Source organism: Anaerobacillus sp. QJM3NY_17 (genome assembly GCF_056173665.1).
In genome coordinates, this window is record NZ_CM149685.1 from 2,480,168 (window position 1) to 2,496,112 (window position 15,945).

17 protein-coding genes are annotated in these 15,945 nt (G+C 40.1%); 1 reads left to right on the plus strand and 16 read right to left on the minus strand.

Going from position 1 to position 15,945, the window contains the following annotated elements; genetic code table 11:
* Window position 1: 1 nt before the first annotated feature.
* The 7 genes from AC0VYV_RS12980 to aroC form a co-directional block, all read right to left on the minus strand.
* Window positions 2-640: a phosphoribosylanthranilate isomerase gene (locus AC0VYV_RS12980; RefSeq protein ID WP_194221921.1), complete on the minus strand. Its 639-nt coding sequence runs from the start codon at window positions 638-640 to the stop codon at window positions 2-4.
* Window positions 627-1,397: an indole-3-glycerol phosphate synthase TrpC gene (gene trpC, locus AC0VYV_RS12985; protein ID WP_430243074.1), complete on the minus strand. Its 771-nt coding sequence runs from the start codon at window positions 1,395-1,397 to the stop codon at window positions 627-629. The genes AC0VYV_RS12980 and trpC overlap by 14 nt, the downstream gene beginning before the upstream one ends.
* Window positions 1,390-2,415, minus strand: a complete 1,026-nt coding sequence (trpD, locus tag AC0VYV_RS12990) for an anthranilate phosphoribosyltransferase (RefSeq protein WP_430243076.1) — start codon at window positions 2,413-2,415, stop codon at window positions 1,390-1,392. Before trpD ends, trpC begins: the two co-directional genes overlap by 8 nt.
* Window positions 2,408-3,859, minus strand: coding sequence for an anthranilate synthase component I (gene trpE, locus AC0VYV_RS12995; RefSeq protein WP_242057404.1), 1,452 nt, complete (start codon window positions 3,857-3,859; stop codon window positions 2,408-2,410). Before trpE ends, trpD begins: the two co-directional genes overlap by 8 nt.
* Window positions 3,860-4,199: 340 nt before the next feature.
* Entirely contained in the window at window positions 4,200-4,562 is a 363-nt protein-coding gene (gene aroH / locus AC0VYV_RS13000; RefSeq protein ID WP_430246211.1) for a chorismate mutase, read from the minus strand.
* On the minus strand, window positions 4,559-5,635 hold the full coding sequence (gene aroB, locus AC0VYV_RS13005; protein WP_430246209.1) for a 3-dehydroquinate synthase: 1,077 nt from the start codon (window positions 5,633-5,635) through the stop codon (window positions 4,559-4,561). Before aroB ends, aroH begins: the two co-directional genes overlap by 4 nt.
* 2 nt (window positions 5,636-5,637) lie before the next feature.
* Window positions 5,638-6,810 (minus strand): chorismate synthase, encoded by a 1,173-nt coding sequence (gene aroC / locus AC0VYV_RS13010; protein ID WP_194221926.1) that lies wholly within the window; start codon window positions 6,808-6,810, stop codon window positions 5,638-5,640.
* A gap of 280 nt (window positions 6,811-7,090) precedes the next feature.
* On the opposite strand from aroC, the gene AC0VYV_RS13015 reads away from it, so the two are divergent.
* Complete coding sequence (locus AC0VYV_RS13015; RefSeq protein WP_430246207.1) at window positions 7,091-8,509, plus strand: amidase; 1,419 nt, start codon at window positions 7,091-7,093, stop codon at window positions 8,507-8,509.
* Window positions 8,510-8,589: 80 nt separating this feature from the next.
* Here AC0VYV_RS13015 and ndk read toward each other — a convergent pair whose 3' ends face one another.
* The 9 genes from ndk to AC0VYV_RS13060 form a co-directional block, all read right to left on the minus strand.
* Entirely contained in the window at window positions 8,590-9,033 is a 444-nt protein-coding gene (ndk, locus tag AC0VYV_RS13020; protein WP_194221928.1) for a nucleoside-diphosphate kinase, read from the minus strand.
* Between the two features lie 103 nt (window positions 9,034-9,136).
* Window positions 9,137-10,105 carry a heptaprenyl diphosphate synthase component II gene (gene hepT / locus AC0VYV_RS13025; protein ID WP_430246204.1) on the minus strand — a complete coding sequence of 323 codons (969 nt, stop codon included), beginning with the start codon at window positions 10,103-10,105 and terminating at the stop codon, window positions 9,137-9,139.
* A gap of 42 nt (window positions 10,106-10,147) precedes the next feature.
* On the minus strand, window positions 10,148-10,861 hold the full coding sequence (locus AC0VYV_RS13030; protein WP_430246202.1) for a demethylmenaquinone methyltransferase: 714 nt from the start codon (window positions 10,859-10,861) through the stop codon (window positions 10,148-10,150).
* Between the two features lie 3 nt (window positions 10,862-10,864).
* Window positions 10,865-11,692 (minus strand): heptaprenyl diphosphate synthase component 1, encoded by an 828-nt coding sequence (locus AC0VYV_RS13035; protein WP_430246200.1) that lies wholly within the window; start codon window positions 11,690-11,692, stop codon window positions 10,865-10,867.
* Window positions 11,693-11,905: 213 nt separating this feature from the next.
* The gene (mtrB, locus tag AC0VYV_RS13040) at window positions 11,906-12,127 is read right to left on the minus strand and encodes a trp RNA-binding attenuation protein MtrB (RefSeq protein WP_098443979.1); all 222 of its coding nucleotides are present in this window, start codon (window positions 12,125-12,127) and stop codon (window positions 11,906-11,908) included.
* Between the two features lie 23 nt (window positions 12,128-12,150).
* A complete protein-coding gene (gene folE / locus AC0VYV_RS13045) occupies window positions 12,151-12,717 on the minus strand; it encodes a GTP cyclohydrolase I FolE (RefSeq protein WP_194221932.1) in 567 nt (188 codons plus the stop codon).
* Between the two features lie 118 nt (window positions 12,718-12,835).
* The gene (locus tag AC0VYV_RS13050; RefSeq protein WP_048309232.1) at window positions 12,836-13,108 is read right to left on the minus strand and encodes an HU family DNA-binding protein; all 273 of its coding nucleotides are present in this window, start codon (window positions 13,106-13,108) and stop codon (window positions 12,836-12,838) included.
* A gap of 390 nt (window positions 13,109-13,498) precedes the next feature.
* Window positions 13,499-14,977 carry a stage IV sporulation protein A gene (spoIVA, locus tag AC0VYV_RS13055; RefSeq protein ID WP_194221933.1) on the minus strand — a complete coding sequence of 493 codons (1,479 nt, stop codon included), beginning with the start codon at window positions 14,975-14,977 and terminating at the stop codon, window positions 13,499-13,501.
* Between the two features lie 220 nt (window positions 14,978-15,197).
* Window positions 15,198-15,917 carry a hypothetical protein gene (locus tag AC0VYV_RS13060; RefSeq protein ID WP_194221934.1) on the minus strand — a complete coding sequence of 240 codons (720 nt, stop codon included), beginning with the start codon at window positions 15,915-15,917 and terminating at the stop codon, window positions 15,198-15,200.
* Between the last annotated feature and the right edge of the window lie 28 nt (window positions 15,918-15,945).

Genomic DNA, 15,945 nt, shown 5'->3' on the forward strand with positions numbered 1-15,945 from the left:
GTTATCCCAGCCTTTCGATTATGGTGTTCATTTTCGTTTTATCTTTCCTATCATCGGTTTCGATTCCACTTGATACATCTATTCCATCTGGATGGTAGCTTATCAATTCTTGAACATTATCTGGCTTTACTCCACCTGCTACAAATAAAGGCACCCTTTGCTCAGCCGCTTCAGCCTGATATGACGGGATAGAATCCCAATCAAATCGTTTTCCGGTTCCTCCCCATTGTCCAGGTAGTTTGGTGTCAACGATATATCCATCAGCGATACCTTCGTACCGTTTCATTTCATCTAGAGATCTTTTGCCATGATGAATCACTTTCCAAATCGTTTTCCCTGTCATTTGTTTAATCTTGGCCGCGAAAGCTGGTGTTTCATTACCATGGAGTTGGAGAATATCAAGCGGTACTTCACTTACCGTTTGCGCTAACTCTTCTAATTCCGGGTTCACAAACACCCCTACAATTTTCGTATCATTCAGCGGTGGATAATCACTTAACCAACCTTTAACTTGTTCATCCGTAACGCGACGTACGCTATTTGCAAAAATAAATCCTGCATATGGGACACCGCTCACTCTTACGCTCTCCCAATCCTCTAACGAGCGATTACCGCACAGCTTAAGTTCAGGCTTTCTCATGAACTGTTTCACCAAACAAATGCTTAATTCCCTTTTCATAAGTACCATCTCTCATAAGGGCCTCACCTACTAGTACGGCTTTCGCTCCCGCACTTTTCACGTCTTTAATATCCTCGTAAGTTGATATGCCGCTTTCGCTAATCATCAATGTTGACTGAGGAATATACTGGCTGAGTGAGTGTGTTTGTTTAGTAGACGTTTCAAATGTTGCGAGATTCCGATTGTTAATTCCTATGACTTCTGGAGTAAAGTGATCAGTAAGCGCTTCAAGCTCTTCTTTGGAATGTACTTCAACAAGGCATTCTAATCCTAAATTTGAAGCATAATCATAAAATTCCTTGGTCTTTGTTGCGCCAAGCGCTCGCACAATTAATAGAATAGCATCTGCACCAATACGTTTACTCTCTTCAATTTGTCTTTTATCAATAATAAAGTCTTTCCGTAAAACCGGTAAAGACACGTGCTTTTTAACTTCTATTAGGAAGGAATTTGCCCCCATAAAGAATGACTCATCCGTTAAAACAGAAATGGCATCCGCTCCTGCTTTTTCATAAGCTTTAGCTACTTCTACAGGATCAAAGTTGGCGTTGATAATACCTTTTGAAGGAGAGGCTTTTTTCACTTCTGCAATCAATCCTAATTCATGGGTTGGCTTACGCAAACTTCCTACAAATGAAACATTTGTCACTTTTTCATCATCCGGCATAATAAACCGTTCCATCTCTTCGTGCTTCACTTTAATAATTTGATCAAGCATGAACATTCAACTCCTTGTTTGCGCTTAATGCATTTAGTTGCTTTCGACCAGTTCCATTCGTAATGGCTTCTTTAGCCATCTGCACACCTTCTTTAATAGTTGCACACGCTCCTGCAAGGTAGAGAGCTGCTCCAGCATTATAGAGAACAATTCCAGTGCTAGCTTCATTTCCTTCATCGTTAAAAATTCGTTCAATTAAACTCGCACTTTCTTTTGAAGTGTTGACCACTAAATCCTGAGCGTTACCTGTTGATAGACCAACTTCTTCAGGTGTGTGGCGATAAGTCATGATCTCACCATTTCTTAATTCGACAAAATCAGTGTAAGTTGAAATAGAACACTCATCGATTCCTTCCCCACCAGTCACCAGTAAAGCGCGTTTTGTTCCTAGACGCTTTAATGCTTTCGCCATTTTCAATGCTTTGTCATGACTATAAACACCAATTAGCTGTGACTGACTACCGGCTGGATTTGCTAGCGGCCCCAGGCTATTAAAAACCGTTCTAAAACCAATCGCTTTTCGAGCACTTACAGCGTGCTTCATAGCTACATGGTAATTCGGAGCAAATAGGAAACACATGTTTCTTTCCTTCAGAGTTGCAACAGCTTCGCTACGACTTGATTGTGTAGGGATACCGAGCTCATCAAGAACATCTGCGCTACCACTCTTAGAGGAAACAGCTTTATTACCGTGTTTCGCAACTTTGACACCCAGACTAGATACGAGTATGGCTGAAGCAGTTGAAATATTGAAGGTAGAGTGGCCGTCCCCTCCTGTACCACAAGTATCGATTAGCGGCAGTCCGCCATGATCAAGCTGAACAACATGGTTTCGAAGGGAGCGAACAAACCCAGTCAATTCATCAACCGTTTCTCCCCTCATTTGGAGAATGGTTAGGAAGCTAGCAATTTGTGCATCATTCGCTCTTCCTTCCATAATAACATCCATGACCTGTTCTGCTATGGATTCAGCCAGCGTGTGCCCCTCCATCATTCTGCTTAATTGTTCTTTAAACATTTAGCTGCTCCTCCTTTTTGTCGAAAATGGCTTCCGCTACCTGAATCGCTTTAATAAGAGCACTCGCCTTATTTCGCGTCTCTTCCCATTCGCTCTCAGGTACGGAATCAGCTACGATCCCTGCTCCTGCTTGCACGTATGCTGTACCGTCTTTGATCACCATTGTTCGAATGGCGATACATGAATCAACATTGCCATCAAATCCTATATATCCAATAGCTCCTGAATAAATGGATCGCGAAGTTGGTTCAAGCTCGTTCAATATTTGCATCGCCCTTACTTTTGGCGCACCAGAAACTGTACCTGCAGGAAAGGAGGCTACTACCGCATCTAAACTAGTAAATCGAGGTGCCAAAACACCTGTTACTTTAGAAATAATGTGCATCACATGAGAGAAGCGTCCAATGTCCATTAACTGTGGTACTGAAACACTTCCGTATTCCGCTACTCTCCCAACGTCATTTCTTGCAAGATCGACGAGCATATAGTGTTCTGCTCGTTCCTTCTCATCTTCAAGCAACTCTTCAGCGAGCTCATTATCTTCTTGAGCTGTTTTTCCACGTTTTCTCGTCCCTGCTATTGGATCGATCTCAATTTTCCCATCTTGTACCTGAACTAATTTCTCAGGTGAACTACCGATGATTTCTACATCGTTCATTTTTAAATAAAACATATATGGTGATGGGTTAATAACTCGGAGAACTCGATAAAGATCTAATCCTCCAATGGTGACATCTTTTTCAAACCTTTGAGATAATACCGCCTGGAAGACATCCCCTTCTTCAATATAAGATTTTATTTTATTAACATCATTTAAAAATTGCTGCTTTTCATAGTTCGATTTAATTTCAGAGAAATCCACCTCATGTGAAGCATCTTCAGGAAGAAGCATCACTTCACCTTGATTAGGCTTTGATGCAAGAGAGACAAGTTCTTCCATAATCGAAAAAGCATCGGTATAAACTCGTTCAACATCTAAAGCCTCTTTTACCCTGGCGTGATGACAAACTGTTAATCGCTTTAAATGATGATCATAGATTAATAAATTCTCACAAACCATAAAATGAACTAACGGCATATCTTCGTCCCGGTCAGGATGAACTGGAATCTTGTCAAATTGACTAACGGCATCATAGCCAATATAGCCAACAGCTCCACCATAAAAAGGGAAGTCGTGATCTGGTAGCTTAGGATTTAAATATTCAAATAGCGCTTTTACTCCTGACTGGAAATCATTTCGTTGAAGGATTCTATTCCCATCCACATCATTAACAGAGAAAACACCTTTTTGTTCAACCAGGGAATAGACTGGATCTACTCCTATAAATGAATAGCGTGACCAGCTTGACTCTTGATCACTACTCTCTAATAGAAAGCTTGCTCGTTTACCTATATTTTGAAAAATCTGAATGGGTGTTGTCGTATCAAGGAAATACGACTTCATTAATGGGATCATCCCGTAAGTTTCGGAATCCCTTTGAAAAGAAGAATAATTTGAAGTCAACTTTCTCACCTCTCCATTGTTAGTCATGGAGAATGGAAAAGCTGAGTAATCCGAGGATAAAAATGTGGTATAACAAAGAACAGACTGCAATTGTCTGAATGTTACCAATATCGAAAAAGGGTATAATAAAACCCCCTAATAACCTTAGGGGGTGTATAAACGTATCCCTCTAAGCTCTCCTCAACTCAACTATCCTATTCTCTGCTCTCTCAACTCGTAATACCTAATCGTGCCTCTGCTCTAAAACTTATTTCTATCCTAGTATGATGAATCTCATTTGTCAACTCGCAAGATCTGGACGAAGTGACACAGCTTTCCCTAAGTAAATGTGATTAATTTCATCCTGGTCAATTGTTGTATTCACCGTCATTAACAGTCGAATACACATCGGTAACGCTCCTTGAACAGGGATTTCTGATGAGCAAAGCAACGGAACGTTAGACCACCCTTTAAATGCTCGAACTGCTTCTGCAGGGAATACAGCATCTAAATCCCCAGTCATCGTAAACTGAATGGACGCCACCATAGCAGGATCTATTTTATTATGTTCGATTAGTTGTTCTAGTAATGTCGTCGTTGCATGAATAATTTCATCTTTTTCATTAAGGTTAACTGTCGTTGCTCCTCTAATCCCGCGAATCAATGTGCTCCACTCCCTTCCATACTAGCTCGAAGCAGTTCAAGGGCAGATTCATCGTCTATCATCACCTTAACAGGCTGACCGATCTTCTTTAATAAAACAAATTGTAATGTTTTGTTTTCCGCTTTTTTGTCTTTCTTCATCCGGCCAACTAATTGGTGAATACTAAGCTCATTCGGAACTACAGTAGGAAGACCGATATCTTGAAACCATTTCGTTATTTCATCCATACGAAACGTTGTTTGAAAATATTCCTCACTTAATTTGAGGGCATAGATCATTCCGATAGCAACCGCTTCTCCGTGTGTCATTTTTCCATATCCAAGCTCTGATTCAATCGCGTGACCTAGTGTATGACCAAAATTCAAGTAAGCTCTGATTCCTTGTTCGCGCTCATCTTCCTTCACAATTGCGCCTTTGACACTAATACCCTTCTTGATAATGAATTGAAGCTCTTCATCTGTGTATTCCTGAACTTTCTTTCCTCTATCCATTAGCCATTGTAAAAACGATTCATCATGTATGAGCGCATGCTTGATCACTTCACTAAATCCTGAACGCCATTCACGATCTGGAAGGGTTCTTAGACACTCCGTATCAAAAATAACGGCTGACGGCTGATGAAAGGCACCAATTAAATTCTTACCTACTTCATGGTTAATTCCTGTTTTCCCACCAACGCTTGAGTCATGAGCTAGTAACGTAGTTGGAATCTGAATAAATTCAATTCCTCTCATGTATGTAGCGGCAGCAAAGCCGGCTAGATCACCTACTACCCCACCACCAAGAGCGATGATGCAGGCTTTTCGATCCAACTCAGCTTTAAGTAATGCCGTCATTACCTCATGGTACATAGCGAAAGATTTCGATTCTTCTCCAGAAGGAACAACGAAAGTCCGGATATTCTCATGTCCTTGAATTGAAGATAAATATTTTGCTTCAACTGCTTCATCTGTAATAATGAAAAAACTTGAATAAGAAGCGTAATCAATCAGATCTCTCCATTTGTTTCGAATCCCAGTTCCAATATGAACAGAATAACATCCCCCATTTGTATCAATCGTTATACTGTCCATCCTTAAAACTCCCGGCTATATGTCCTGAAGCGTTCAAGCGCATCTGCAATTTCTTCAATACGATCATGACCAAACTTATCAAGAATTGAACACGCTACTTCCCATGCGACAACATTCTCAGCAACAACGCTTGCGGCTGGAACCGCACAGCTATCAGATCGTTCTATACTCGCTTGGAATGGCTCTTTTGAATCGATATCTACACTTTGCAGTGGTTTGTATAATGTTGGAATAGGTTTCATAACCCCTTTCACAACGATAGGCATACCGGTTGTCATACCACCTTCAAAACCACCAAGGCGATTAGTTTTACGTGTGTATCCCTCTTCCTCAGACCATTGAATTTCATCATGGACTTCACTTCCAGGAATTTTTGCTGCATCAAAACCTATTCCAAATTCAACACCTTTGAATGCATTAATACTCATAACAGCTCCAGCAATTTTCGAATCAAGCTTTCGATCATAGTGAACATGACTTCCAAGACCTACAGGCAATCCTTCTACGATAACTTCGACGATTCCACCAATTGAGTCGCCATTTTTCTTTGCATCATCAATTGCTTCCATCATTTTCTGACCAGCTACTTCATCAAGACTTCGAACAGGCGATTCTTCTGAAACACGCTGAATTTCTTCAAGAGACATACCACCATCGTATTGACTCTCAATTCCTCCAATCATGCGCACGTGCCCAGCCACCTTAATACCAAGTGTCTTAAGTAGTTTTTTAGCTACAGCTCCAGCAGCAACTCTTACTGTTGTTTCTCTAGCAGATGATCGTTCTAACACGTTTCTCATATCTCGATGATTGTATTTAATAGCGCCGTTTAAATCTGCATGACCAGGTCGCGGACGTGAGATTTGACGCTTCATGTTTTCTTCTTGTTCTTTTGTTAATGGTTCAGCACCCATGTAATTTTTCCAATGTGTCCAGTCTTTATTTTCTACGACAAGTGCAACTGGAGCACCAGTTGATTTCGCGTGACGAACACCACTTAGAATTTGAACCTGATCCTTCTCAATTTGCATACGGCGACCTCTCCCGTATCCAAGTTGGCGCCTCGCAAGTTCTGTATTAATATCTTCTGCTACTAGCTCAAGACCAGAAGGAAGTCCTTCAAGTATTGTCGTTAGCTGTGGTCCGTGTGATTCTCCTGCTGTTAAGTATCTCATCTCTATCTCCTCCATTTTGCTTTGGCGCTTTTACGTACTACTATATCACACCATCTAAAATTCGTGTAATTATTTTTAACTTTTTCAATAATGGTTGGGCATATCCTAACATAATTTAACTAAAAAAACACAATTTTTTTATTCTTCCTCTCTGTTAAGACCCCCTATTTACTACTACTGTTAACCACGTTATGTTTATGGTTAAAAGCGATACTTGATTGCCTCATGAGCCATATTTCGTTACAGTTGACGGTATAGTTTAACTTAAGGAAGTGTACAGATGGAAATTACAAACCTAACCGCTCAATCCATGGCCAAAAAAATAATGACAAAAGAACTTTCACCTGTTGAAGTAGTGCAAAGTCATCTTGAACGAATAAAACAATTAAATCCTAAATTCAACTTATTTATCACTATTTTCGAAGAAGAAGCTTTAAAAGAAGCAAAAGGAGCTGAGGAAGAGCTGATGAAAAGTGGTGTGCGTGGTCCTTTACACGGAATCCCAATCGCCCTTAAAGACCTCACCCCCGTAACTGGTCGCCTTACTACCTTTGGCTCTCCAATCTTTAAAGATCACATTGCCCAATCAGAACCAACGATAGTTAAAAGGATTCGTGATGCTGGTGCAATCATCATTGGAAAAACGAACACTCCTGAATTTGGACATAAAGGTACGACAGATAACCTTTTAGCTGGGCCAGCAAAAAATCCGTGGGATTCATCTAGAACGGCCGGTGGCTCTAGTGGTGGATCTGCTGCTGCAGTAGCAAGCAAATGCGTTCCGTTGGCAGAGGGAAGTGACGGTGGCGGATCGATTCGAATTCCTTCGAGTCTTAATGGCATTATCGGCCTCAAACCAACATTTGGCCGCATTCCATTCGATAGTTCACCGATCAATCGCTTCGGAACCACACAGCCTTTTGTACATTATGGTCCAATGGCGAGATCTACCGAAGACGCGGCATTACTTCTATCGGTTATGGAAGGTTACGAACCAAATGACCCTTACTCTGTTCCAGTACCAGAAAGTAACCTACAACAAGAAATGCAGCTGGGAGTGAAAGGAAAGAAATTTGCCTATACAGAGGATTTCGGGTTATACCCGTATGACCCAATGATTCTAGGCCCAATTGAAGAAGCTATTTCCATATTACGTGATCAAGGGGCTATAGTAGAAAAAATTCCCTTCCAATTTGAGATGAAATTAGAAGAATTAATTTCTTTCTTTAATAAAATGTGGTTTGCGGGGTTAGCGTCTGCTTACGGATCCCTTTACGACCGTTTCCCATCTCAATTTAGCTCATCTGTCTCTGACATGATTGAAGCAGGCAGAAAGCTCAGTGCAGTAGAATTGAGAGAAACTGAAATGAAGAGAACACAAGTGTGGAACATCATCCAAAAAGAACTTAATCGTTTTGATGCCATACTCTCTCCTGTAGTTGGGGTAACCGCTTTTTCACACCAGATCGAAGGACCGGATCGTATTAACGGAAAAGCATCCGCCCCTATCTCTGACTGGATGATGACACAGCTTTATAATTGTACCGGGCACCCGGCTATATCAATACCCGTTGGTTTAGCACATTCCGGCTTACCAGTAGGTCTTCAAGCGGCATCTAAGAAATTTAACGATAGTTTATTGCTTCGAATTGCCCATACTATTGAAATCGAAAAAGGTTTCCAATTTCCAAACTTATAACTCAAGATTTCATGTAATAAAAGAATCCGGACTAGTTGTCCGGATTCTTTATATAAGCGCTTTCATTTTGTTGTAAAAAATCAAACCCACTTTGAGATCGTTTTCGCATACTCATTTAGTTCATTTTCATTAAAAAATAAAGCGATTTCTCTTTCAGCACTTTCTGGAGAATCTGAACCGTGAATGACATTCATACTTACTTGCACTCCATGGTCACCACGTATCGTTCCTGGACTTGCATCTTTCGGATTGGTTGCCCCCATCATTGTACGTGCTGTTGAGATGACGTTCTCACCTTCCCAAACCATCGCAAAGACAGGACCTGATGTAATGAAATCTACTAGTTCGCCGAAGAATGGACGCTCTTTATGTTCGCCATAGTGAGTTTCTGCAAGGTCTTTTGAAACCGTCATCAATTTTGCTCCCACTAAATTAAAGCCTTTATTCTCGAAGCGTGATACAATCCCACCAATTAAATTACGTTGAACCCCGTCAGGTTTTACCATTAGAAATGTTTTCTCCACAAAAATCTCCTCACTTTCAACACTTTATATGTATAGGGCAGAAAGCATTTTTCTGCCCTTCAAAATTCTATCAAATATTCGCAAAAATAACAACATTTCCTTTTTAATGTTTCCGTTTGCCTATATATTCTGCGATTTGTCTAAGTGAGGTTCTAGCAGAATGCGAAGGTAATTGATCCAATTCATGAAACGCCTTTTGAAGATAGCGATCACTAATGTCCCGTGCGTGCTCAATACCTCCAGAAGACTTTACAATGCTTATGACTTGATTGACTTGCTCCTGAGAAGCATAGAGTTCTTCTGAGAACACATTCATGATTTCTTCCTTGTTACCTTGATTCATGGCATAAAGCACCGGTAACGTAATATTCCCCTGTAATAAATCGCCACCAGCGGGCTTTCCAAGCTGCTTAACCGTTCCTGTGTAGTCCAAAATATCATCCGTGATTTGATAGGACATTCCTACGTAATAACCGAACTTTTTAAGATGAAGCTGTTCTGCTTTCGAAGCACCTGCTGCTACCGCACCAAGTTCACAAGAGGTAGCAATAAGTAGAGCGGTTTTCCGCTTGATTCTCCGAAAATAATCTCGTACATTTTGATTCCAGTTAAATTGATCACGAATTTGTTCAATTTCACCTATGCTCATCTCAAGAATCGCAGTAGATAAAATGGTATTGGCAGCTGGTTCTTTCAATTCTGTAACGAGCTCAATCGCTCGTGCAAAAATATAGTCACCAGTATACATCGCCACACGATTATCCCATTTGGCTTTAATCGTTTTAGCCCCTCTTCTCATTTCTGCATCATCGATCACATCGTCATGTACGAGAGAAGCCATATGAATAAGTTCAAGTGCCACTGCCACATTCTTCATAAGTGGCAAATTATAATCCCCGAATTTACCTGAGAGCAAAACGAAAACAGGACGGATTCGTTTCCCTCCAGCTTTTAATAGGTGGTTAGAAGCATCCCGGAGAACAGGATGGTGAGCATCTACCGTTTGCTCCAGTTCGGATTCAATAAAAGATAAATCTTTTTTTAAAGAAGCGTATATCGTTTTTAATTTCATGAGATCCACCTTACTGATTTTCACAAAATATCTGTTCTCTTTTTATGGTTTGATTGGCTTAAATCCTCTATGCATCGCTGCAACGCCACCTGAGTATGGCTTTATGTCTACACGGCTAAATCCATTTTGAAAGAAAAGATGCTTTAATTCATCGCGTCCAGGGAATGTGCTTGCTGATTCCTGTAACCATGAATACTCTTCGTAACTCTTCGCAAAAACTTTACCTAGCACCGGCATTACGTGTTTAAAGTAACCATAATATACCTGTCTGAATACTGGAATCGTTGGTTGACTTGTCTCTAGACAAACCACCTGACCACCCGGTTTTACTACCCGAAACATTTCTTTAATAACTTGATTGTAATCCGGTACATTACGGAGTCCAAAGCCAATTGTCACATAGTCAAAGGAATTATCTTCAAAAGGGAGATTCATCGCATTTCCATGAAGAAGTGTAACATTATCTTTTTTCTTTTCCTTGACTTTCACTTGACCTACTTCAAGCATATTTTCGCTAAAATCAAGTCCAATTGCCGTTCCGCTTTTACCGACGGCATCTGCCATAGCCAGTGTCCAGTCTGCAGTACCACAGCAAACGTCTAAAGCTGTTGTTCCCTTCTGAACGTCCATCAGTCGCATTGTATCTTTACGCCATGCTTTATGACGTTGAAAACTAATCACAGAATTCATGACATCATATCGCTTTGATATGGTTTGAAATACGTCGTGAACGCGTTCTTCTTTAGATGAAGCCATTCTTTATCCCTCTTCCGCCATTTTCTTTTCCTGTATGCCCAGTAAACCCCAATTATATTCAAATCGCTTCTGAAACAGATGATGAAGCTCTGAATGGTTATGAAGTAGCTGATCCATCTCTTTCTTCGCATGTGAAATATAAGAGTCCAGTACAATTTTCACTTTAGAAACTTGATTGGTTGTAAGCTTCGCATCTTTAACCGATAGAAGCGTAGCAGCAATCTTATAAAGGACATCGGACCCAGATTGAATGAGCCCCTTCTTACGTTCAACTAGAAGACGGTTCATATAAAAATAGTGAGTTCCAAAATTGCTCCAGTTATTTAAACCATAATGTTCAGCAACTTTCCGAACTAATATAGACTCAATCGTCTTTATGTTATCAAAGACAGATTCAATTGATGTATAGTCCGTTTGATAAAAAGCCATCTTTGCCTCATTTATTTCCTGAATGGCCTCTGAAAGAGTACGAATCAGACCATTATCTCCCCACTTAGAAAGAATATGATAATACATGCTACTAAAATAGTCACCAGCAAGCACCGTTAGCTGACGATTTTTTCGTTCACTTTCGTTCTCAATATTATCGAGTGAGATTAATTCATGCGTATCAAGTGCAATCTGCACAAGCATGATGGACAGGAGCGTATCCTGCTTTCTTTTATGTTCGAGCTTCGCTTGTTCTAATATGCCATAGAACACATATAGCTTCTCTTCATCAATAACTGGAAAATCAATAAATCGAAGCAAATATGAATGGGATAGGCGAGACTGAAGCATGTCTCGAACTCCTGCTATTTTTTTATGTGTACTTTCTTTCGGATTTGTCATATCCCATACCCCTTACATGTCTTCCAATTAGAAAAGTGAGCCAGCCGCGTCTTTTTGCGAAAGCTTACGTTTTCCATATACTTTATTTTGTCGGTTTTTTCATTGTTAAAGTATAAATTATGTATTCATTCCTAGTATAGCACAATAACCCTCTAGCTAAAACGAACGGCTAAGGTTTTGAAATGAAAGAAAAGCAGGTTATAATGTCCTGCTTTACTCTTCCGTACTTATTTCACCATGTTCTGTTTGAATGACAGCTTTTCCTCTCACCTTAACCGCAGATGTATGCTCCGTGAATTGGGCAATCATAACTTCGCCTTTATCTAGTTTCTCTGAATGATGAAATCTTGTATCAGATCCACGCGTCAACCCAATAACGTTCACACCATTTTCAAGTGCTTTAATTACAAAAAAATCGTTGCTATCACTCTTCATATCGATCACTCCGCTTAAAAGGATTAGCCCTTGATCAAACCAAGTACTTCAGATCGTGCAGCAGCGTCATTTTCAAACACGCCTCTTACTGCTGATGTAACGGTTGATGAACCAGGCTTCTTAACGCCTCTCATAGTCATACACATGTGTTCTGCCTCAACTACGACCATAACACCATGTGGATCTAATGTATCTACCATCGAATTTGCTATCGTAGATGTAATTCGCTCTTGAAGCTGTGGACGTTTCGTTACAGATTCAACAGCTCTTGCTAGCTTACTAAGTCCTGTTACCTTCCCGCCTTTTGGAATATAGGCAACATGCGCTTTTCCGAAGAAAGGAACAAGATGGTGCTCGCAAGTTGAGTAAAAAGGTATATCTTTAACTAGAACAAGCTCCTCGTGGTCTTCTCCAAAAATAGTCTGAAAATGCTCTTTTGGATCTTGATGCAGCCCCTGAAAGATTTCTTCGTACATTCTTGCTACACGTTTTGGAGTATCCAACAATCCTTCACGCTCAGGATCTTCACCGATCGCTTCAAGGATCATTTTCACTGCTTCTTGTATTTTTTCATGATTAACTTCGTACATTGTTCTTACTCCTCCATTCAGGGCCTTTATTACCTATCAAGATTCTAGCACATGGAGAAAAAGTTAGCAAAAAAGAAGAGCCGCAGAATGTGCGACTCTTCTTGGCCCTATGTATTTCTTACTTCACTGCATCCTTAAGGGCTTTACCAGGTTTAAATGCAGGAACCTTACTTGCAGCGATTTCGATTTCTTCGCCAGTTTGAGGGTTACGCCCTTTACGAGCAGAACGCTCACGGACTTCAAAGTTACCAAAACCAATTAGTTGAACTTTGTCACCCTCTTGCAAGGATTGCATAATGTTATCAAAAACTGAGTCAACAGCTTTTGTCGCTTCTTTTTTAGAAAGCTCTGCAGATTCTGCAACAGCATTGATTAGATCTGTCTTGTTCATTCTGTTCACCTCCTCTCAAGAGAGATGGATAAATACATTCATTTACTTAATGACCAATATTTATACGTTGCAATGCACGTTTAGTACGTTTGCAAGCCCTATATTATACGAAGATGCGAAAGAATTCAATACGTTTAGCTCGATTTCAACGATTTTTCAATGTTTTTTACCTATTATCTGCTAAATGAGCGTTTTGTAAACGCTCTAAAGGTGACTTTTCTATTGTCTGTTAATTCAAGCAATTCAACACTTTAGATGGACAAATGTTAGATATACTCAAGAGTTGCTAACTCAGCATAACAACTCACTAAAATAGATAATACCCCTTTTCTCGGTTTTTCTAAACCACTTAACGTAAAAAACCGACTCCAGGTATTGGAGTCGGTTTTGTTATAATATAATCGCAATTAAACCGCCGGATCCTTCGTTAATAATGCGTTCGAGCGTTTCTTTTAATTTATAACGAGCATTTTCAGGCATTAAACCAAGTTTTGCCTGAATCCCCTCTCTCACGATAGAATTCAGGGAACGACCGAAAATATCTGAATTCCATATTGAAAGCGGATCTTCTTCAAAATCTTGCATTAAATAACGAACAAGCTCTTCGCTCTGCTTTTCCGTTCCAATGATAGGTGCGAACTCCGATTCTACGTCTACTTTAATCATATGAATAGATGGGGCAACTGCTTTCAACCTGACACCAAACCTTGACCCTTGACGAATGATTTCAGGCTCATCGAGGCTCATATCTTCAATCGCTGGCGCTGCAATACCATAGCCAGTTTGTTTAACCATCCGAAGAGCGTCTGAGACGTGATCATACTCAGCTTTTGCAAATGCAAACTCCTGCATAAGTTGGAGGAGATGATCCTTTCCTCGAATTTCAACACCAACAACCTCTTTTAGAATTTGATCGTATAGATCTTCTGGAGCATAAAGATCAATTTCCGCTATTCCTTGCCCCATTTCAATTCCTGCTAAACGAGCATCCTGAATAAATTCAAATTCCTCAAACTGACCTACGACACGATCAACATCCCTTAGACGCTTAATATCTTTCACAGTCTCTCTAACGGATTCTTCATAACTCTGTCGCAACCAATGATCTTGGTGGAGAACCATTACCCAACTTGGTAAGTTCACATTAACTTCTAGAACTGGAAATTCGTAAAGCACTTCTCTCATGACATTGTTAATATCATGCTCCGTCATAGTCTCTACGCTAAGAGAAATAACAGGAATATCATATTTATTACAAAGGTCTCCTCTTAATGCCTCCGTTTGTGGATGGTGTGGGTGGGCAGAATTGACAATCATAATAAATGGCTTACCTACTTCTTTTAATTCCTCCACGACTCTTTCCTCAGATTCAAGGTAGTCGTGTCTTGGGATCTCCCCAATGGATCCATCAGTCGTTATCACGACGCCAAGCGTGGAATGTTCTTGAATTACTTTTCTTGTACCAATTTCAGCTGCTTCTTGAAACGGTATCGGCTCTTCATACCATGGTGTATTGATCATTCTTGGCCCATCTTCATCTTCGTATCCCTTAGCACCAGGCACTGCATATCCGACGCAATCGACAAGTCTAACATTAACATCAAGACCATCTTCCACATGAATTTGAACGGCGTGATTTGGTACAAATTTAGGCTCAGTCGTCATAATGGTACGGCCAGCAGAACTTTGGGGTAGTTCATCCAGTGCCCTCGTTCGATCAGAATCACTTTCCATATTGGGCAGGACGATTAGTTCCATGAACTTTTTAATAAATGTTGATTTCCCTGTTCGAACAGAACCTACGACTCCAAGGTATATATCTCCCCCTGTACGCTCTGCGATATCTTTGAAGATATCTACTCTCTCCACGTGATCGCCTCCTGAATTCCGCCTCATTGGACGAAATGATTCACTCCAGACCGCAGACTTTCTTGAACACTACCATTCTATGATGTTGTCCAATAAATATGACAGTTCACAGTAAAAGGATTTGATGCTTTAAGTAAACTTTTCGTCCTCTATTGAATAAGCCCATAATAAAGTCCCTCCTCTTTTTAATAGTTGTATTGCTAAAGAGGAGGGAAAATACCTATTTCACTAAAAAAACAGCTTTATCATTTTCAATTGTATACGCAACAGAAGCAACAGGAACATAAAACGAATTGTCTGCTAACAAATCTCGGATATCATCGCCCTTTTCATAGCTGTGATCTGGATTACTTTCGATTGCCTTCGTAAGGTCGCTAGAGTAATTAATATGTACATCACCTTTTTCATCTAAGAAAAATGGAAGTTGTTCATTTGTAAATGGACTTTTAACAGTCGGCTCTTCATCCATCCCCATCGCATCATAATCGATGGAATACCGGTCTTTTGCAAGAACATCTTTGAATGGTGGATAGTTCTTTTTCCTTCTATAATCATTAATACGTAGCTGAAGATCTTTTACTTTTTCAATAGTGACTAAATCAATTAATCTTACTGTAGGCTCTTCTTCTACATGGATAAGTACATATTGAAATACCCCACCACTTTCAAATGAATTCCCAGGTGCTTGCTGTAAGAAAGCGGGCACTAATTTCTTGAAGTCAACTGGATACTTCTGATAGATTGGTGTTTCCTGATCTCTTGTTTTGATAGGAAGAATGGACTTATTTTCTTGGAATTGCTCTACTGCTGTTTGAACAGATTGAATTTGGTCTGTATAAGGAATTTGATTCTCGTTTTTTTGACTCTCTGGATACAGGCATCCTGACAGTAGAGTAACAAGGCATGTCCATAATACAGCTTTAGTAGCTAAACGTTTCATTACACTCATTCCTTAGTTAGAAATTTAC

Bases quoted from the DNA above. Each gene is read 5' to 3' on its own strand.
- trpD (WP_430243076.1), bottom strand. From the start codon at position 2,415: ATGTTTAAAGAACAATTAAGCAGAATGATGGAGGGGCACACGCTGGCT.
- mtrB (WP_098443979.1), bottom strand. From the start codon at position 12,127: ATGAAGAGTGATAGCAACGATTTTTTTGTAATTAAAGCACTTGAAAAT.
- folE (WP_194221932.1), bottom strand. From the start codon at position 12,717: ATGTACGAAGTTAATCATGAAAAAATACAAGAAGCAGTGAAAATGATC.
- aroC (WP_194221926.1), bottom strand. From the start codon at position 6,810: ATGAGATACTTAACAGCAGGAGAATCACACGGACCACAGCTAACGACA.
- trpE (WP_242057404.1), bottom strand. From the start codon at position 3,859: ATGAAGTCGTATTTCCTTGATACGACAACACCCATTCAGATTTTTCAA.
- AC0VYV_RS13015 (WP_430246207.1), top strand. From the start codon at position 7,091: ATGGAAATTACAAACCTAACCGCTCAATCCATGGCCAAAAAAATAATG.
- AC0VYV_RS13050 (WP_048309232.1), bottom strand. From the start codon at position 13,108: ATGAACAAGACAGATCTAATCAATGCTGTTGCAGAATCTGCAGAGCTT.
- trpC (WP_430243074.1), bottom strand. From the start codon at position 1,397: ATGCTTGATCAAATTATTAAAGTGAAGCACGAAGAGATGGAACGGTTT.
- AC0VYV_RS13035 (WP_430246200.1), bottom strand. From the start codon at position 11,692: ATGACAAATCCGAAAGAAAGTACACATAAAAAAATAGCAGGAGTTCGA.
- AC0VYV_RS13060 (WP_194221934.1), bottom strand. From the start codon at position 15,917: ATGAAACGTTTAGCTACTAAAGCTGTATTATGGACATGCCTTGTTACT.
- aroB (WP_430246209.1), bottom strand. From the start codon at position 5,635: ATGGACAGTATAACGATTGATACAAATGGGGGATGTTATTCTGTTCAT.
- AC0VYV_RS12980 (WP_194221921.1), bottom strand. From the start codon at position 640: ATGAGAAAGCCTGAACTTAAGCTGTGCGGTAATCGCTCGTTAGAGGAT.
- AC0VYV_RS13030 (WP_430246202.1), bottom strand. From the start codon at position 10,861: ATGGCTTCATCTAAAGAAGAACGCGTTCACGACGTATTTCAAACCATA.
- hepT (WP_430246204.1), bottom strand. From the start codon at position 10,105: ATGAAATTAAAAACGATATACGCTTCTTTAAAAAAAGATTTATCTTTT.